Below are 16,574 nucleotides of genomic sequence, written 5' to 3'. Positions count from 1 at the left end.
ACGCGGAGATTTCAGAGGCGTCCGGCCTGTTCCAGCCGGTCCACCAGCCACAGGCGCGCGGGCGGCAGCGGGCGGTTCATGGGGCCGAAGACGAAGGCTTCGAGGAAGTGCGCCGTCATCTTCAGTCCCGCCCCGATGTCGCCCGGCGCGACGCCCATCTGCGCTCCCAGCAGAAAGCCCGGCAGGGGCAACATCCGCTCGGCGTAGGGCGCGCCGGCCTCGCGGCTGACGGCTCGGCCGGTGCGGGGGCTGACCCAGACGAGATCTTCGGTCACCCCCGTTGAGGCGCACTTGGTCAGGTCCAGCCCAAAGCCCAGCTCCTCAAGCAGGCCCATCTCGTAGCGGACCATGACGGCGGGCCACACGTCTTCCAGCGCCAGCACGGACAAAAGGGCGTCAAAGGCCAGGAAGGCGCCGGGATGCGGCTCACGCTCAGGCAGGGCCCCTTGCGCCACGGCCGCGGCCGAGGCCACCGCCGCCAGGGCCAGGCTGTCATCGAAGAAGGCGGCCGCCCCCTCCCCCAGCGGCTCCAGCCGGGCCGAGCCCAGCTGCTCGCTGGTGCGGGCGCGATAGTCTAGCATGACGCGCACCCCCGCCTGCAGCACCGGCTTCAGCTTACGCGATGCGCCCCCGGCCACGTGGGCGACGATGCGGCCATGCCGCTCGGTCAGCAGATCGACGATGGCGCCGGTCTCGCCGTGGCCGCGCGCCGCCAGGACAAAGGCGTCGTCCGAGAACTCCATCAGTGGGCCTGGCCGGCCTCACGGATGCGCTCGACCACCTCGCCGGCGATCTCGTTGGGCACGGGAAAGCTCATCACGTACTGGGCCACGCGCCAGCCCCGCTCCGTCCTGACCGCCACGCCGGATCCGCGCACCACGCCATAGCGGTCGTGATCCAGAAGCTCGTCGAACCAGACGACGCAGCGGCACTCGCCCGGCGCCAGCGTCAGATGGCGGTCGCGCGGATGATAGGTCCAGCCCCGCCCCTCGGCGAAGATCGGGTTGGCGTAGGCCTGAAAGGCGGGAATGTCCCAGCGCTCGGTCGCGGCCGTGCCGATGAAGCGGGCGTCGGGTGTGAAGGTTTCCCAATAGGCCTCTGCGTCCGCGCGCGATGCGGCCTGATGCATGGCGTCGATGGCCGCGCCCGCCTCCTCTTGCGGCGTTTGCGCCCAGGCCGGCGCGGCCAGCGCCAGGACAGCGGCGGCCAGGAGGCTACGCATCGAAGTCCAGCCCCATCTGGCCGAACAGCTCGCGCCGCTCCATCCAGCGCGGGTCTGCCTTGACCGTCAGGAACAGGTGAACCTTGCGGTCCATCAGCAGCTCCAGCTCCTCGCGCGCCTTCTGGCCGATCCACTTCACCGTCTGGCCGCCCTTGCCCAGCACGATGGGGCGCTGGCCCTCGCGCTCGACCAGGATTTCCTGCTCGATGCGGACCGAGCCGTCCGCCCGCTCGTCAAAGGACGTGGTCTGCACCGCCGCCGCATAGGGCAGCTCCTCATGCAGGCGCAGATACAGCTTCTCGCGCGTGATCTCGGCGGCCAGCACGCGCAGCGGCACGTCGGCGGCCTGGTCCTCGGGATACAGCCACGGCCCCAGCGGCATGCGCCCCACCAGCGCGTTCAGCAGGTCGTCGACGCCCGATCCCTTCTCGGCCGAGATCAGGAACACATCGCTGTAGACGCCCGTGTCCGAAAACCGCTGAACCAGGGGCAGCAGCGCCTCGCGCGGCAGGCCGTCGATCTTGTTCAGCGCCAGTATGGGCTGGCCGCCCGCCTCCTTTAGGCGCTCGGTGACGGTGCGGGCGTCCTCGACCGCGTATTTGTCGGCCGCCGACCCCTTGCCTGCCGCCACGGCCATTTCGGCGGCGGCGTCGACCAGATGCACCACGGCGTCGGCGTCCTCGGCCCCGCTCCAGGCCGAGGCCACCATGGCCCGATCCAGCCGGCGGCGCGGACGGAACACGCCGGGCGTATCCACCAGCACGATCTGGATCTCACCGCGCACGACCACGCCGCGCACGGGGAAGCGCGTCGTCTGTACCTTCTTGGTGACGATGGACACCTTGGTCCCCGTCATGCGGTTGACCAGGGTGGACTTGCCCGCGTTCGGCGCGCCGATGATGGCGGCGAAGCCCGCGCGGGTCTGGGATTCAGTCATGTCACGCCTTCACGGGCCAAAAACGCCAGGGCCGCGGCTTTCTCGGCTTCGGACTTGGCGCCGGCCGCGGCGGTGACCTCTTCGCGCTCCTCGACGCGGACCGCAACCACGAAACGCGGCGCATGGGCGGGGCCCGTGTGCTCCACCACGCGATAGACGGGATGTCCCAGGCCTTCGCGGGCCGCCCATTCCTGCAGGGCCAGCTTGGGATTGGCGGTCACGGCGGTGGGGGCCGGCCGGTCGAACTCCTCGGCCCAGATGCGATCCAGCGCCCTCCGCGCCGCGTCCAGACCGCCGTCCAGATAGAGGGCGGCCAGAATCGCCTCCATGGCGTCGCCCAGGACCGTGTCGTTGTCGCGCAGGCCGCTCCTGGTTTCCCCGCCCGCCATGCGCAGCGCCTCGCCCAGGCCCACGGCCCGCGCCACGCGGGCGCAGGCGTCGCGGTTGACCAGCTGGTGAAAGTGCCGCGTCAGCAGGTTCTCGTCCGCGCCCGGCCGCGCGCGCATCAGCCGCTCGGCCACGAGCAGGCCCAGCACCCGGTCGCCCAGGAACTCCAGCCGCTCGTAGTCGCCGCCCCTCTGGCCCGTCTTCTGGCGCGCGCTGGAGTGGGTCAGCGCCCGCTCCAGCAGTCCGGCGTCCTTGAATTCATGGCCCAGCGCCGCCTCGACGGCGGTCACGGCGGCCTCGCGCCGGTTCATTTCAGCTCGTGGAAGAAGCGGCTCAGCCGCACCTTGGTCAACCAGGTCCAGGGCTTGAACAGGCTCGCCCCGGGGTGCCACGAGAACAGGATGATCTGGGCCTCGCCGATCAGGTTCTCGGCCGGCACCATGTCCACGCCCCCGCTGCGCAGGTCGACGCGGCTGTCCAGCGAGTTGTCGCGGTTGTCGCCCATCATGAAGTAGTGGCCTTCAGGCACGACATAGACGCCCGTGTCGTCCAGATCGCCGCCCGCGCCGTAGTCCTGGGTCATGAAGCTGCGACCCTCCGGCAGGGTCTCGCGGACCTGCAGGGTCTCCTGGCTGTAGCCGAAGATGGACTCGACCTCGCGGCGCGACACGACCGTGTCCTCGACCGGCTGATCGTTGATGTAGAGGCGGCCGTCGCGCATCTGGATGCGGTCGCCGGGCAGGCCGATGACCCGCTTGATGTAGTCGGTGCGGTTGTCGCTGGGCAGCTTGAAGACGACCACGTCGCCGCGATCCGGCTGGCCGCCAAACAGGCGGCCGTGCAGGCCGGGGATGCTGATGGGCGTGGCGTGGCGGCTGTAGCCGTAGCTCCATTTCGACACGATGATGTAGTCGCCCTCATAGAGATTGGGCTCCATCGAGGCCGACGGGATGGTGAAGGGCTGGAAGAACAGCGTCCGCAAAACCATCGCGATCAGAAGCGCGTAGAAGACGGTCTTGCCGATCTCCTTCAACTCTTGAACGAGGTCGTCGGACTTGGCCGGCGCGGGCGCGGATTCCTGCTCGTTCGCCTCCGCCGCCTCAACCTCATCGGCGGCGGGGCCGGCGCCCTCCTGCTCGAGCATGGCGTCTTCGGACTCGTGCGCGACCGCCTGCGGCGGGGCCTCGTGGCCGTCGTCGTGAGAGGGGCCCTCGTGGGGAGGCTCGTGCGGCTTGTCGTCGTCGCTCATCGGTCAGGTCCGGACGGCCCTGAAGCGGGGCCTCAACAGGGATCGGTAGTCGCTCAGGCCGTGGCGGGCAAGGCTTCCAGGATTACCATTGCGAAAGCATAGGGCGGCTCGTCCGTCAGGGTCACGTGGATGCGGGGCGCCATGCCCGGCGGGACCAGGGCCGCCAGGCGCTCGGCGGTGCGGCCGCTGACCTGGATCGTCGGCTGGCCGGTGGGCAGGTTCACGACCCCGATCTCGCGCCACGCCACGCCGTCGCGCAGACCCAGGCCCAGCGCCTTGGACATGGCCTCCTTGGCGGCGAAACGCTTGGCGTAGCTTTCAGCCGGGTTTGGCTTGCGGTCAGAACGAGCGCGCTCCAACTCCGTGAAGCAGCGCTGTTTGAAGCGGTCGCCGAAACGGTCCAGCGACGCCTGGATGCGGCGGATGTCGCACAGGTCCGAGCCTGTCCCGATGATCATGCTCCGGCCCGGGCCTCGCCGATGACCTGACGCATGCGGCCCACGGCGGCCTCCAGGCCGATAAATACGGCCTCCCCGATCAGGAAGTGACCGATGTTGAGTTCACGAATGGGCCGCAGTCGGGCGATCTGCGCCGCCGTATCGAAATCGAGCCCATGCCCGGCGTGAACCTCCAGTCCCAGGTCATGCGCCTGGTCCGCCGCGGCGGCCAGGGCGGCGAACTCGGCCTCGCCCGCCCCTTCCCGGACGGCCTCGCACCAGGCGCCGGTGTGCAGCTCGACCACTTGGGCGCCTATGTCGGCCGAGGCGCGCACCTGATCCGGATCAGCGGCGATGAACAGGGAAACGCGGCTGCCCGCCCCCGCCAGCTCCGCCACCAGGCCCGCCAGCCGCTCGCGACCGCTCACCACGTCCAGACCGCCCTCGGTGGTGCGCTCCTCGCGCCGCTCCGGCACGATGCAGACCGCGTGCGGCCGGTGGCGCAGGGCGATGCCGCGCATCTCATCGGTGGCCGCCATTTCCAGGTTCAGAGGCACGCCGGATGAGCGGCACAGCTCGCTCAGGCCGATAATGTCGGCGTCGGTGATATGGCGGCGGTCCTCGCGCAGGTGCGCCGTGATGCCGTCGGCCCCCGCCGTCACCGCCAGCTGGGCCGCGCGCACCGGGTCCGGGTGCGCCCCCCCGCGCGCGTTCCTGACCGTGGCCACGTGGTCGATATTGACGCCCAGGCGGATGGGTTCCAGCGCCACCTTCATCAACCCCTACTTAGACAGCCGCCGGCTGCCGGGGTCCTCGACCGGCAGGGCCGCCAGCTCGGGCGGCAGGGCGTCGGCCGGATAAGCCGGAACCTCCAGCCGGGCCAGGGCGATCAGGGGCGCGCCCACGTCCGCCTTTCCGCCGGAACGGTCGACGATGCACGCCGCCGCCAGAACTTCGCCGCCCGCCTGGCGGATGGCCTCGATGCACTCACGCGAGGACAGGCCCGTGGTGACGATGTCCTCGACCATGACCACCTTGGCGCCCGGCTCCAGATGGAAGCCCCGCCGCAGCCTGAAGGCGCCGCCCTCACGTTCGACGTACATGGACGGCACGCCCAGATGCCGCGCCGTTTCGTACCCGGGCAGAATGCCGCCGACGGCGGGCGAGATGACCACCTCGGCGCCGGGCGCTTCGGCCTTGATGCGCTCGGCCAGGGCGCTGCACAGGCGCGCGCACCGGTCCGCGTGCATGAAGACCAGGTTCTTCTGTAGAAAGACCGGGCTGTGCAGGCCCGAGGAGAGCACGAAGTGCCCCTCGCGCAGGGCGCCGGCGGCGCGGAATTCGTCGAGCACGTCCTGGGTGTTCATGGCCAAGCCGCTTAGACCCCGCCGCTCGCCGTCGCAAGAACCAGCCGCGCCAAGACCTCGCCCGGCGCGCCCTCGGCCCAGCGGGTCACGGCCCTCAACGGCAGTACGCCGTACTGGTGCGGGAACAGCGCCCCGCCTCGTGACGCTTCCCAGCGCACGTCATCCAGAAGGCTCAGATCGACTTCAGCGACCACGACGCTGGGCAGGTTCGCGAAGTACTTGTCCAGGGTCTCGGCGGCCTGATCCCAGGTCGACAGGTGGATATAGCCGTCCTGAAAGTCGATGGGCGCGCCCGCGAACTCGCCCACGGTCTGGAAGGTCCGCCACTCATCCGGCGTCAGGATCTTGAGGGCGACGGGCCGACTCACCCCTTGGGCCGCTCGACCGTCTGCACCGACGGGTTGGTGCGCAACGCCGCGGCGATGTGGGTGGCGTGCCGCGCGTCGTTCACCTCGATGTCGAACACCACCTCGAAGAAGTCCGACTGGCGATGCGCCATGGTCAGGTTCTGAATGTTGCCGCCGGCCTCGCCGATGACGGTGCAGACCTGGCCCAGGACGCCCGGCGCGTGGATGATGGTGGCGCGCAGGCGGGCCGAGGCGGTGCTCTCCTGCTCGGCCTGGGGCGTCCATTGCAGGTCGCGCCACAGGTCCTGACGGTCCTGGAACTCCGCCAGGCGTTCACAGTCGATGGTGTGCACAGTCAGCCCCTGGCCCGACTGCAGAATGCCGACGATGCGGTCGCCCGGCAGCGGATGGCAGCACGGCGCGAAGTGAAGCGAAACGCCCGGCGTCAGGCCGCCGCCGCGCACGAACAGGCTGGCCGGCTTGCGGTCCGCGATGCGCACCCGGGCGGCAGCGGCGGCCTTTTCCGAGCTCTTCATGGCCGGGAAAATGGCCTCGACCACCTTCGAGGCCTGGATGCGGCCCCGGCCCACGGCGTCGAACAGCTCCTCCTCGTCCTTGAGGCTCAGCACCTCCAGCGCCGGGGCCAGCTTAATCTCGTCCAGCGCCTTGCCGACGCGCGCCAGGGCGTGATCCACCGCGGCGCGGCCCAGGCGGTGGAATTCCTCGCGCTCGACGCTGCGGATGTGACGCTTGATGGCGCTCCGGGCCCGGCCGGTGACGGTCAGGCTGCGCCAGTCCGGCGGCACGCTGGGCTTGGACCCGCGGATGATTTCGACCACGTCGCCGTTGCTCAGCAGGGTCCGCATGGGCGCCGGCTCGCCGTTGATCTTCACGCCCACGGCGGTGTCGCCGATGCTGGTGTGCACCGCATAGGCGAAGTCCAGCGGCATGGCCCCGCGCGGCAGACCGATCAGCTCGCCCATCGGCGTGAACACGAACACCTGGTCGGCGAACATCTCCAGCTTGGCGTGTTCGACCCAGTCCTCGGCCTCGCCGCCGTGCTCCATCACCTGGACCAGGTGGCGCAGGTTGTTCAGAGGGTCGCGCCCGCTCGCCGCCACCGCATCGGCGTCAAAGCCGTAGGACTTGTCCTTGTAGCGCCAGTGGGCCGCCACGCCGTCCTCGGCCACGCGGTCCATGGCCTCGGTCCTGATCTGCATCTCGATCTTCAGGCCGCGAGGGCCCACCACCGTGGTGTGCAGGGACTGGTAGTTGTTGCTCTTCGGCGTCGAGATGAAGTCCTTGAAGCGGCCCGGCACCATGGACCAGGCCTGGTGCAGCACGCCCAGCGCCCGGTAGCAGTCCGCCTCGCTCGCCACGATGACCCGGAAGCCGTAGATGTCGGCCAGGGACGAAAAGCCCACCGACTTGCGCTGCAGCTTGCGCCAGATGGAATAGGGCGACTTCTCGCGGCCGAAGACGCGGGCCTCCAGGCCCTGATCGGCCAGCTTCTTGCGGATGGCGTCCTCGATGGCGCCCACCTGCTGGCCGTGCTCGTGCCGCAGCGCCTCCAGCCGGCGCACCAGGGCGTCGTGGGCCGTCGGGTTGAGGTGGCTGAACGCCAGATCCTCCAACTCCGAGGCGATCTTGTACATGCCGATGTTGCGCGCCAGCGGCGCATAGACGTCCAGGGTCTCGCGGCTGATGCGCTCGCGCTTGGCCGGCTTCACGAAGTGAAGCGTGCGCATGTTGTGCAGGCGGTCGGCCAGCTTGACGATGAGGACGCGCACGTCCTTCGAGATGGCCAGGATGAATTTGCGCAGGTTCTCGGCCTGGCGCACGTGCTCGGCCTGCAGCTCCAGGCGCGACAGCTTGGTCACCCCTTCCACCAGCTCGGCGATCTCCTCGCCGAACAGCTCGGCGATGTCGCCCTTGCCCGCCGAGGTGTCCTCGATGACGTCGTGCAGCAGGGCGGTGACGATCGACGCCGTGTCCAGCCGGTACTCGGTCAGGATGCCGGCCACCTGGATCGGGTGGGCGAAATAGGGATCGCCCGAGGCGCGCTTCTGCGAGCCGTGCATGCGCACGGCATAGACATAGGCCCTGTCCAGCAGGCCCTCGTCGGCGGTGGGATCGTAGGACCTGACCCGTTCGGTCAGCTCGAATTGACGCATATAGCCGGCCGGACGGCCGCCATGCTCTTGGGCGGGCTCTTCGTCGGCTTCAGGCCGTGCGGAAGGCGGCGGCGGATCGGCCGCCGGAAGGGGTTGGGCGCTGGCGGCGGACTCGACCGTCAGTAGCGCTCCTCCTGGCCGCCGTCACGGTCGCTTTGCAGGGCGCGCAGCAGCTCCTGCTCGCTCATGGCCATGTGCTGGGGCTCGGCCAGCAGGGCCAGGGTCTCGGCCTCTTCCTCGGCGTCGTTGCGCTCGTCAACGCGCTGCAGCGACACGACGATGGATTCCTTCAGCTCTTCGGGCTGAACCGCGTCGTCCGCCAGTTCGCGCAGGGCCACGACGGGGTTCTTGTCGTTGTCGCGATCGATGGTCAGCGGCGCGCCGTTCGAGATGGCGCGCGCTCGGTGGCCGGCCAGCAGGACCAGGCCGAAACGGTTCGGGACCTTCTCGATGCAGTCTTCGACGGTGACGCGGGCCATGGAATCCTCGGCGAGTGGGGAGAACGGGAGAAAATAGAGGGTCTGGCGTCATTGTGCAACGCCGCAATGGCGGCATTGCGGCGGCCGTCCCGCTGTCCCCTTCCCGCGCCTACGTCGAGAACCGCGCGTCGCCCTCCAGCACCTCTTGCGTCATCCGGGGCCGCTCGCCCCGGCCCCACAGCTGCGCCCGGTGCTGCACGCGATAGCGGATCGGCCCGCCGTCCGGCGTCTCCGCCCGGGTCTTCGGGTGCGGGATGCAGACGAACTCGGTGGTGATCTCGGCCTCGGTGGCCCGCACGATCGAGAAGCCGTGTCCGCCCACGTCCACGAAGGTCAGGTGCGGGGACAGGTCCGGGTTGCTCAGGGCCTTGGCGGCCTCCAGATCAAAGGAGCGGCTGTATTCCAGCGCGGTGCGGACCCCGTGGTTATAGGTCATGTTGATGACCGGGTCGGGCCTCTCCTGCCCCGGCGTGTCCGCGAGGAAGATCGGCCTGAGGGCATAGTCCCGGGCCATGGTCGTCTCATAGGCCTCCTGCCCGCCTGGCGACGAAATCGACCCCGTGATGAAACTCAGGCCCACGGGCTCAAAGCCCCGGGGCGGCAGAACGTCCGTGGCGTAGCCCGCCCAGAAGCTGTGCCGGTCCCCCGACACGGTGACGAATCCAGTCAGGCCCTGGTCGCGGACGAACTGATACATCTCGTTCCGCTCGTGGAAGGCTCCGCTGAAGTCCAGGCTGCCGATGACGCCGAAGTCCCGGCCTGGCCATGCAGGCGTCATGCCCTCAGGCAGGTTCTGCATGTCCATCCGCATGAGGAGGGGCCCGTTGGTTATGGCCCAGACCTTCCAGGTCGCCTGCGAGCTCGCCAGCGCGTCCTTCAGCCACTGCTTCTGGGTTTCCCCCAGAACCGACATGGGCGGCTCGTCCTTGCGGAAGTTCGGGATCGAGTGGGGGCCGTAGGTGATCTCATCGGGCGGGTTGCCGCCGTCATAGGCGCGGCCGGCGTCGATGGCCTCGTACATCTCCTGCGGATCGGCTGGAAACTCCTGCATGCCGAAGCGCGCCAGCTCTCGCCGCTGGGTCGGCCATCGTCCTCGATAGCTGTGCAGGTCGGTGATGATGACGTCGATGTTCTTGCCGTACCGGAACTTGCGGTAGGCGATCATGCTGTTGATGGCCGCCAGGTTGTTGGGCTCGTCGATCACGACCGGCAGGTAGGCGTTATCCGATGGCGTGTTTTCGACAGCGGGCGGTTCGAAGGCGTCGAGGCCCGGCCCGGAGGCCTTTTTGACCCGTGAGGGGATGTACTCCCACCAGGCCTGATTGGCCGCCACCTTCAGCTGCATGGCGGGTTGGATGCTGCCGAAGCCGGTATAGGCCTGGTGGCCCAGCCAGGAGAACTCGTGATTGTCGCCGATGCAGACGAACGGCAGGTAGGCGCGCGCGTCCTGGATGTCCGGATCGATGATGTGTCCCCGATAGGTCATGCGATAGCCGGTCAGGGTCGTCGGCACATAGAAGTTGCCGATCTTGCGCGCGTCCGGCAGCCGGGCGACCTCATAGACCGTGCGGCCCAGGCGCGTCGGCACCTCGTCGGGATACTCCATCACCTCGTAGATAAAGTCCCCCAGGTGCAGCATGAAGCCCAGCCGCTGGTCCTCCGGCTTGCGCTGGTCGTCCCAGATCAGGCGCGCATAGGCGTTCTGCTTGCCCTCGTTGACGCTCTGGCATGAGGCGAAGGCGAACTGGCGCGGACGCGGGTCGTCTTCGCGCGGCGCGGTGATGGTGCGGCCGATGCGGCTGCCCGCGCCGGCGTCATCGGTGAAGCGGTACCAGTAGACCGTCGCGGGCTCGAGCCCCGAGGCGAGCACGCGCACCGTCCAGTCCGACTCAGGCCGCGCCACCACCCGTTCGGTGGAGATCACTCGCCGGAACTCGGGGTCCAGCGCGATCTCGACGTGCAGGGTCCCCTGGTCGGCCTCGTCAAAGGCGCGGCGGGTCCACAGGATGACGCTGTTGGGGTCCGGATCGCCTGAAGCGACGCCGTACGGATACAGGGTGCGGTCCTCGCGCCAGCGCCGGCTGGAGGCGTGCGCGCGTCCGGCGAACATGGCCGTAGCCCCCATGGCCGCCGCCGCGGCCAGGACGGAACGGCGGTCGAGGTGTGTCATGGTCATCCGAAGCTCCCCCACTGAAGTCCACAGCCTACGCCCCTCGCGCCTGCTATCATGAGGGGTCGATGTTGCTTGTTTGGCTGGAGGGCAAGCCTAGACCGGCCGCGCGTCCCGCCCCACCGTGGCCCTGTCCGCCAGGGCCGCCGCCGTCAGGCCCAGCACCGGGTGCGTCCACTCCGGCGCGATCTCGGCCAGCGGCCCCATGACGAAGCGGCGCTCGGCCGCGCGCGGGTGCGGCAGGATCAGGCCGTTCAGATCGCCGGCCAAACGGCCATAGGCGATGAGGTCCAGATCGAGGGTGCGCGGCGCGTTTCTTTCGCCCCGATCGCGCCCGAAGGCCTCCTCGATCCGGCCCAGCGCCTGCAGCGTCTCGTGCGCATCCAGCGTGGTCTCCACCACCGCCACCCCGTTCAGATAGGGCGGCTCATCCGGATCAGGCCAGGCGGCCGAGCGCCACCAGGACGAACAGGCGATCACATCCAGTCCCTCGGGCCGGAGACGCGCCATCGCCGCCGCCAGCAGGGCCTCCGTTGAGGCCCAGACCCCTTTCAAGTTCGAGCCGAGGGCGATAACCACGGCGCGGTCCAGGGCCTCCTGCCCTCCCTCCAGCGCGATCGGACACCGCCGCTCCATGACCTTCTATCCCAACGAGCGTCTGGCCCTCTTCATCGATGGGGCCAATCTTTATTCCGCCGCCAAGTCCCTGAACTTCGATCTCGACTTCAAGGCCCTGCTGGACGAGTTCCGCCGCAAGGGCGTGCTGGTCCGGGCGTACTACTATACCGCGGTCACCGAGAACGACGACTATTCGCCGCTCCGGCCGCTCGTGGACTGGCTGGACTACAACGGCTTCCACATGGTCACCAAGCCGGCCAAGCGGTTCACGGGCCACGACGGCGTCCAGCGAATCAAGGGCAACATGGATGTGGACCTAACGGTGGACATGCTCGAGATCGCCGACCGCATCGACCACGCCGTGCTGTTCTCCGGCGACGGCGACTTCCGCCGCCTGGTCGAAGCCGTGCAGCGAAGGGGCGTGCGCGTCACGGTCATTTCCTCGCTCAAGACCCAGCCGCCCCAGATCGCCGACGAGCTGCGCCGCCAGGCCGACAACTTCGTGGAACTGGCCGATCTGATGTCCGTCTTCGGCCGCCCCAAGGCGCCGCGCGGCGAATGAGCGCCGCCGCCTATCCGCCCGAGGCGCCGGCGGACTGTCCCCTGTGCCCGCGCCTGGTCGCCTATCGCGAAGAGAACCGGCGGAAGGAGCCCACCTGGTTCAACGGCGCCGTCGCCTCGTTCGGCGATGAGAACGCGCGCCTGCTGATCGTGGGCCTCGCCCCCGGCCGCACCGGCGCCAACCGCACCGCCCGGCCCTTCACCGGCGACGGGGCCGGCGTGATCCTCTACGAGACCCTGATCGCCCTGGGCCTGGCCGAGGGACGGTATCAGGCTCGCCCCGACGACGGCCTGACCTTGATCGACTGTATGATCACCAACGCCGTGCGCTGCGCCCCGCCGGGCAACAAGCCCCTGCCGGTGGAAGAGCGCACCTGCCGCCCCTTCCTCATGTCGCGCTTGGCCGCCCTGCCCCGTCTGCGCAGCATCGTCACCCTGGGCGATATTTCACGCAAGAACGTGCTGGCGGCCTTGGGCGCCAGGGCCTCGGCCATGGCGGCGGGTCATGGGGTAGAGGCTGACATCGGCCCCTACCGCCTGTTCAACAGCTATCACTGCTCCCGGCTGAACACGAACACGGGCCGCCTGACGCCTGAGATGTTCATGGACGTCCTGCGCCGCGCCCGGGATCACGCGCGCAGCTAGTCTCCGCTCTCCCAGGCTTCGGGAGGGCCGTACCAGCAGGGCCTGCATAGCGGCCGGTCTCGCTCGTCCACCCCAGTCCAGGTCGCCCTATTCTGGATCTGACGGCCGGTTCCGGCGGTCGTCCCGTCATCCGGACGGATCAGACGATTCAGACGGTATTTTTCGAGTCCGGATGGGTGGCGTTCCGGCGCCACACTTCATCGGCGGCCGCGCCGATCTCGGAACCCGACTCGCGCCGCCTCGTTCCAGCAGCGCAGGGGCTGCAGGAGTTCAGGATCATGCGTACACGAGAGCACGTCTTTTCACAGAAGGAGCGCCGCCTTTACAAGCGCGCGGTCGTCGGCGCCGTCATGCTGACGCTGACCATCACCCTGGCCAAGGCCTTCGTGCTGACGCCGCCGGTTTCGGTGGCGGAATGGGCCCCGATTGAAGGCGTGGCCGCGGCCCAGCCGCTCAACTAGCCGCGGTCTCGCAGCAGCCGGGCCTTGTCGCGCTTCCAGTCGCGCTCGGCCGTGGCCTCGCGCTTGTCGTGGACCTTTTTGCCTTTCGCCAGCGCGACTTCCAGCTTGGCCCTGCCTTTTTCGTTGAAGTAGAGCTTGACCGGAATCAGGGTGCGCCCTTCCCGCTCGACCGCGCCGATCAGCTTGTCGATCTGCTTGCGGTGCAGCAGCAGCTTTCGCGGCCGGCGCGGCTCGTGATTGAAGCGGTTGGCCTTGCCGTAGGGCGGGATGTCCGCATTGATCAGGACAATCTCGCGCCCCTCCACCGCCGCGTAGGATTCGGCGATGTTGGCCTTGCCTTCGCGCAGGGACTTCACCTCGGTGCCGGTCAGGGCCAAGCCCGCCTCGAGCGAGTCTTCGAGGAAGTAGTCGAAGCGAGCGCGCCGGTTCTCGGCGATCAACTTGCGGGCCGGCTCGGCCATGTCAGATCACGCCGGCGGCGCGCATGGCGGCGTCCACCTGCGGGCGCGCAGGCAGCGCACACTCCGCGATCGGCATGCGGCAGTCTTCAAGGCACAGGCCCAGCCTGGAGAGGGCGTACTTGGTCGGCGCGGGCGAGCTGTCGGCGAACAGGGCCTTATGCAGGCGGATCAGCCGGTCCTGCCACGCCAGGGCCGAGGGGTAATCCCCGTCGACCGCCGCCTGATAGAGCGCCGCCATGGCCTGGGGCGCAACGTTGGAGGTGACCGAGATCACGCCGTGGCCGCCATGCGCCAGATAGCCGAGGAAGGTGGGGTCGTCCCCCGACAGCAGGCTGAAGCCCTCAGGGACTTCGTTCCTCATCAGGCTGAGCCGAGCCAGGTCAGACGTGGCGTCCTTCAGGCCCGCGCAGTTGGGGTGCTTGGCCGCGCGCAGCACCGTCTCGTTGCTCAGGTCCACGCCGGTGCGCGAGGGCACGTTGTAGAGAACGATCGGCAGGTCGACCGCATCGCACACGGCCTCGAAGTGGCGCGCCATGCCCTCCTGACTGGGTCGGTTGTAATAGGGCGTCACGACCAGGGCGCCGTCCGCGCCCACCGTCTTGGCGTGGCGGGCCAGTTCAATGGCCTTGTCGGTGGACGAGCTGCCGGCGCCGGCGATGACGCGCACGCGTCCCGCCGCGACTTCGATGCACAGCTCGACCACCCGCTTGTGTTCGTCTGGAGTCAGGGTCGCGCTCTCGCCGGTGGTGCCCATCGGCACCAGACCTTGAACCCCGCCCTCGATCTGGCGTTCGACCAGGGCGCGGAATGCGGCCTCGTCCACTTTTCCGTCACGAAATGGTGTGACCAAGGCGGTGAAGACGCCCTTGAACAGGGGTTGGATCATGGGTGAAACGAAGCTCGTGTGATTTGTCGCGAACCTAGGCGTCAGGGCCTTCCGCCGCAACGGGCCCGGCGCTGACTTGCTGAAGGGAAGAAGGATATCTTTGTGCTGATTGGACCGCTGCTGATCCTCGCCCTGGCCGTGCAACTCCAGCCGGGCGTCGCCCCCGTGGCGACCACGGCGTCCGCCCAGGTCCCCTATCAGCCGCGCATCCTCTCCCAGCAGGACGCCTCGCTCTTCGCCCAGGGCCTGGCCCAGGCCCGCGCCGGCGACGTGATCGGCACCGAAGAGGTCATGTCCCGCATCGGCGATCCGACGGCGCGGCTGATCGTCAAATGGGCGCTGATCGACGTGGCGGGCGATCACATGAGCTTTTCCTCGCTTCAGGCGGACCGCGACGCCCTGCGCAACTGGCCCCGCGCCGAAAGCCGCATCCGCGCTCAGGAGCGCACGCTCGAAACCTCCGGCCTGCCGCCCCAGCAGATCATCGCCTGGTTCGGCGACGAAGAACCCCAGACCGTCTGGGGCGCCATCGCCCTGGCCCAGGCTCTGGACGCGGCCGGACGCGGCGATCAGGCGCGGGTCTTCGCCCGCCAGTGGTGGCGCGAACGGGTCTTCGACCTCAACGAACAGGAGCGGTTCCTGGCGCGCTTCGGCGGCTGGCTGACCCGCGACGACCACGAGCGGCGGCTCGACACCCTGCTCTATGACGCTCAGGGGCCCGCCATGCGGGCCATGCTGCCGCTGGTGTCCGACGAGTGGCGCGCCCTCGCCGAGGCGCGCGTCGCCCTGCGGAACGGCTCAGGTTCCGGCTATGTGGCGGGGTCGCTGGCGGATCATCCGGGCCTGGCGGTGGAGCGGGCCCGCCGCGCCCGCCTGAACGGCCGCGAGAGCGAGGGCTTCGCCGAGCTGGGACGCTTCCCGCCCGCGCCCCAGGACCGCGCGGGGCAAAACCTGCTGTGGACCGAGCGGCGCAACTATTTCATCGACGCGCTGCAAGCCGGCAACGGCCGCGCCGCCTATGAGGCCATGGCAGGTCACGGCTTCACCTCGGGCGAGCGCGCCGTGGACGCCGAGTTCTTCGCCGGCTGGGCGGCCCTTCGCAAGCTCAACGACCCCGTGCGCGCGGCCCAGCATTTCGACGCCCTGCGCCGGATGAGCTCGACCCCCATCACCCAGGGTCGCGCCTATTACTGGCTGGGCCGCGCCGCCGACGCCGCAGGTAATCGCGATCAGGCCCTCGCCTACTGGCGCGAGGGCGGTCAGCATATCCATTCCTTCTATGGTCAGCTGGCGGCCCAGGCCGCGGGCGTGCAGCAAATCCGCCTGCCATCCGAACCCGAGATCAGCGCCCAGGATCAGGCGCGCTTCGAAGCCTATCCACTGGTGCGCGCGGCGCGCCTCCTGGCCGAGGCGGACGAGCGGCCCCTGATGCGCGTGTTCGTCATGGAGCTGGACGGACAACTGGAGCGCCCGGCCGATCTGGCGCTCCTCGTTGATCTGTCTCGCGACTACGGCGATCAGGACCTGTCCCTGCATGTGGGCCGCACGGCGGGCCAGAAGGGCGTCGTCCTGCCCGAGCGCGCCTATCCGATCCGCAGCTACCCCACCCATCCCATGGACGCCGACGAGGCCTTCGTCCTGGCCATCACGCGCCAGGAAAGCGCCTTCGATCCGCGCGCCCGCTCCAGCGCCGATGCGCGCGGCATGATGCAGCTGCTGCCCTCGACGGCGCGGGGCGTGGCCGGTCGCATGGGAGTGCCCTGGTCCGAAAGCCGGCTTTGGGACGCCGACTACAACATGCAGCTGGGCGCCTATCACCTGGGTGAAATGCTCCAGGCGCAGAACGGCTCGTATCTGCTGACCGCCGTGGCCTACAACGCAGGCCCGGCCCGCCCGCCGCAATGGATCCCCTACTGCGGCGACCCGCGTGACCCGAACGTCGATGCGCTCGACTTCATCGAGTGCGTGCCCTTTACCGAGACCCGGAACTACATGATGCGGGTCATGGAGAACCGGCAGGTCTATCAGGCCCGACTGAATGGCGGGACCGCGCGCCTGTCGCTGCTGGAAGACATCGAACGCGGCTCGTTCGGACCCAGGCCCTACGACTCTTTGAGATAACACACCTTTTCGACGGCCCTCGGATTGTGCAGAGTGCGCAACCAGAGGGTTC

General features: G+C 69.0%; 19 protein-coding genes. 4 read left to right on the top strand and 15 right to left on the bottom strand.

Features of this window, described 5'->3' with window-relative positions; all coding sequences use genetic code 11:
- Positions 1 to 11: 11 nt before the first annotated feature.
- The 13 genes from recO to folK form a co-directional block, all read right to left on the bottom strand.
- Complete coding sequence (gene recO / locus Q0812_RS11170) at positions 12 to 743, bottom strand: DNA repair protein RecO (protein ID WP_302110417.1); 732 nt, start codon at positions 741 to 743, stop codon at positions 12 to 14.
- Complete coding sequence (locus tag Q0812_RS11165; RefSeq protein ID WP_302110416.1) at positions 743 to 1,222, bottom strand: nuclear transport factor 2 family protein; 480 nt, start codon at positions 1,220 to 1,222, stop codon at positions 743 to 745. Before Q0812_RS11165 ends, recO begins: the two co-directional genes overlap by 1 nt.
- Complete coding sequence (era, locus tag Q0812_RS11160; RefSeq protein WP_302110415.1) at positions 1,215 to 2,159, bottom strand: GTPase Era; 945 nt, start codon at positions 2,157 to 2,159, stop codon at positions 1,215 to 1,217. The genes Q0812_RS11165 and era overlap by 8 nt, the downstream gene beginning before the upstream one ends.
- Entirely contained in the window at positions 2,156 to 2,857 is a 702-nt protein-coding gene (gene rnc / locus Q0812_RS11155; protein ID WP_302110414.1) for a ribonuclease III, read from the bottom strand. The genes era and rnc overlap by 4 nt, the downstream gene beginning before the upstream one ends.
- Complete coding sequence (lepB, locus tag Q0812_RS11150; RefSeq protein ID WP_302110413.1) at positions 2,854 to 3,795, bottom strand: signal peptidase I; 942 nt, start codon at positions 3,793 to 3,795, stop codon at positions 2,854 to 2,856. Before lepB ends, rnc begins: the two co-directional genes overlap by 4 nt.
- 53 nt (positions 3,796 to 3,848) lie before the next feature.
- A complete protein-coding gene (gene acpS, locus Q0812_RS11145) occupies positions 3,849 to 4,253 on the bottom strand; it encodes a holo-ACP synthase (RefSeq protein ID WP_302110412.1) in 405 nt (134 codons plus the stop codon).
- Positions 4,250 to 5,008 carry a pyridoxine 5'-phosphate synthase gene (locus tag Q0812_RS11140; protein ID WP_302110411.1) on the bottom strand — a complete coding sequence of 253 codons (759 nt, stop codon included), beginning with the start codon at positions 5,006 to 5,008 and terminating at the stop codon, positions 4,250 to 4,252. The genes acpS and Q0812_RS11140 overlap by 4 nt, the downstream gene beginning before the upstream one ends.
- 6 nt (positions 5,009 to 5,014) lie before the next feature.
- Positions 5,015 to 5,599 carry an orotate phosphoribosyltransferase gene (gene pyrE, locus Q0812_RS11135; RefSeq protein ID WP_302110410.1) on the bottom strand — a complete coding sequence of 195 codons (585 nt, stop codon included), beginning with the start codon at positions 5,597 to 5,599 and terminating at the stop codon, positions 5,015 to 5,017.
- An 11-nt stretch (positions 5,600 to 5,610) separates the two neighbouring features.
- Positions 5,611 to 5,967: a DUF952 domain-containing protein gene (locus Q0812_RS11130; RefSeq protein WP_302110409.1), complete on the bottom strand. Its 357-nt coding sequence runs from the start codon at positions 5,965 to 5,967 to the stop codon at positions 5,611 to 5,613.
- Positions 5,964 to 8,120 (bottom strand): RelA/SpoT family protein, encoded by a 2,157-nt coding sequence (locus Q0812_RS11125; protein WP_302110408.1) that lies wholly within the window; start codon positions 8,118 to 8,120, stop codon positions 5,964 to 5,966. Before Q0812_RS11125 ends, Q0812_RS11130 begins: the two co-directional genes overlap by 4 nt.
- Positions 8,121 to 8,239: 119 nt before the next feature.
- On the bottom strand, positions 8,240 to 8,599 hold the full coding sequence (gene rpoZ / locus Q0812_RS11120) for a DNA-directed RNA polymerase subunit omega (RefSeq protein ID WP_302110407.1): 360 nt from the start codon (positions 8,597 to 8,599) through the stop codon (positions 8,240 to 8,242).
- 109 nt (positions 8,600 to 8,708) lie between these two features.
- Complete coding sequence (locus Q0812_RS11115) at positions 8,709 to 10,775, bottom strand: alkaline phosphatase D family protein (RefSeq protein WP_302110406.1); 2,067 nt, start codon at positions 10,773 to 10,775, stop codon at positions 8,709 to 8,711.
- A 90-nt stretch (positions 10,776 to 10,865) separates the two neighbouring features.
- Positions 10,866 to 11,405: a 2-amino-4-hydroxy-6-hydroxymethyldihydropteridine diphosphokinase gene (gene folK, locus Q0812_RS11110; protein WP_302110405.1), complete on the bottom strand. Its 540-nt coding sequence runs from the start codon at positions 11,403 to 11,405 to the stop codon at positions 10,866 to 10,868.
- Between folK and Q0812_RS11105 the strand changes: the two genes are divergently transcribed.
- From Q0812_RS11105 to Q0812_RS11095, 3 genes are all read left to right on the top strand, one after another.
- On the top strand, positions 11,404 to 11,949 hold the full coding sequence (locus Q0812_RS11105) for a LabA-like NYN domain-containing protein (protein ID WP_302110404.1): 546 nt from the start codon (positions 11,404 to 11,406) through the stop codon (positions 11,947 to 11,949). The two genes, folK and Q0812_RS11105, sit on opposite strands and share 2 nt — an antisense overlap.
- Positions 11,946 to 12,593 (top strand): uracil-DNA glycosylase, encoded by a 648-nt coding sequence (locus Q0812_RS11100; RefSeq protein ID WP_302110403.1) that lies wholly within the window; start codon positions 11,946 to 11,948, stop codon positions 12,591 to 12,593. The genes Q0812_RS11105 and Q0812_RS11100 overlap by 4 nt, the downstream gene beginning before the upstream one ends.
- A 278-nt stretch (positions 12,594 to 12,871) precedes the next feature.
- Positions 12,872 to 13,054, top strand: a complete 183-nt coding sequence (locus Q0812_RS11095; protein WP_302110402.1) for a hypothetical protein — start codon at positions 12,872 to 12,874, stop codon at positions 13,052 to 13,054.
- On the opposite strand, the gene smpB is transcribed toward Q0812_RS11095, so the two are convergent.
- Entirely contained in the window at positions 13,051 to 13,515 is a 465-nt protein-coding gene (gene smpB / locus Q0812_RS11090) for an SsrA-binding protein SmpB (protein WP_302110401.1), read from the bottom strand. The genes Q0812_RS11095 and smpB overlap by 4 nt on opposite strands.
- A gap of 1 nt (position 13,516) precedes the next feature.
- Positions 13,517 to 14,401 carry a 4-hydroxy-tetrahydrodipicolinate synthase gene (gene dapA, locus Q0812_RS11085; protein WP_302110400.1) on the bottom strand — a complete coding sequence of 295 codons (885 nt, stop codon included), beginning with the start codon at positions 14,399 to 14,401 and terminating at the stop codon, positions 13,517 to 13,519.
- 102 nt (positions 14,402 to 14,503) lie between these two features.
- Between dapA and Q0812_RS11080 the strand changes: the two genes are divergently transcribed.
- A complete protein-coding gene (locus tag Q0812_RS11080) occupies positions 14,504 to 16,522 on the top strand; it encodes a lytic transglycosylase domain-containing protein (protein ID WP_302110399.1) in 2,019 nt (672 codons plus the stop codon).
- The last annotated feature ends 52 nt before the right edge of the window (positions 16,523 to 16,574 follow it).

The sequence above is a fragment of the Peiella sedimenti genome (assembly GCF_030504955.1).
GTDB classification, from domain to species: domain Bacteria; phylum Pseudomonadota; class Alphaproteobacteria; order Caulobacterales; family Caulobacteraceae; genus Brevundimonas; species Brevundimonas sedimenti.
The sequence above is the reverse complement of the archived record's forward strand: the minus strand, read 5'-3'. Positions and strand labels throughout refer to the sequence as shown.

Coding starts and splice junctions, on each gene's coding strand:
- acpS (WP_302110412.1), bottom strand. CDS start 4,253: ATGATCATCGGGACAGGCTCGGACCTGTGCGACATCCGCCGCATCCAG.
- Q0812_RS11125 (WP_302110408.1), bottom strand. CDS start 8,120: ATGCGTCAATTCGAGCTGACCGAACGGGTCAGGTCCTACGATCCCACC.
- rnc (WP_302110414.1), bottom strand. CDS start 2,857: ATGAACCGGCGCGAGGCCGCCGTGACCGCCGTCGAGGCGGCGCTGGGC.
- Q0812_RS11100 (WP_302110403.1), top strand. CDS start 11,946: ATGAGCGCCGCCGCCTATCCGCCCGAGGCGCCGGCGGACTGTCCCCTG.
- folK (WP_302110405.1), bottom strand. CDS start 11,405: ATGGAGCGGCGGTGTCCGATCGCGCTGGAGGGAGGGCAGGAGGCCCTG.
- lepB (WP_302110413.1), bottom strand. CDS start 3,795: ATGAGCGACGACGACAAGCCGCACGAGCCTCCCCACGAGGGCCCCTCT.
- dapA (WP_302110400.1), bottom strand. CDS start 14,401: ATGATCCAACCCCTGTTCAAGGGCGTCTTCACCGCCTTGGTCACACCA.
- recO (WP_302110417.1), bottom strand. CDS start 743: ATGGAGTTCTCGGACGACGCCTTTGTCCTGGCGGCGCGCGGCCACGGC.
- pyrE (WP_302110410.1), bottom strand. CDS start 5,599: ATGAACACCCAGGACGTGCTCGACGAATTCCGCGCCGCCGGCGCCCTG.
- rpoZ (WP_302110407.1), bottom strand. CDS start 8,599: ATGGCCCGCGTCACCGTCGAAGACTGCATCGAGAAGGTCCCGAACCGT.
- Q0812_RS11140 (WP_302110411.1), bottom strand. CDS start 5,008: ATGAAGGTGGCGCTGGAACCCATCCGCCTGGGCGTCAATATCGACCAC.
- Q0812_RS11115 (WP_302110406.1), bottom strand. CDS start 10,775: ATGACCATGACACACCTCGACCGCCGTTCCGTCCTGGCCGCGGCGGCG.
- era (WP_302110415.1), bottom strand. CDS start 2,159: ATGACTGAATCCCAGACCCGCGCGGGCTTCGCCGCCATCATCGGCGCG.
- smpB (WP_302110401.1), bottom strand. CDS start 13,515: ATGGCCGAGCCGGCCCGCAAGTTGATCGCCGAGAACCGGCGCGCTCGC.
- Q0812_RS11095 (WP_302110402.1), top strand. CDS start 12,872: ATGCGTACACGAGAGCACGTCTTTTCACAGAAGGAGCGCCGCCTTTAC.
- Q0812_RS11105 (WP_302110404.1), top strand. CDS start 11,404: ATGACCTTCTATCCCAACGAGCGTCTGGCCCTCTTCATCGATGGGGCC.
- Q0812_RS11165 (WP_302110416.1), bottom strand. CDS start 1,222: ATGCGTAGCCTCCTGGCCGCCGCTGTCCTGGCGCTGGCCGCGCCGGCC.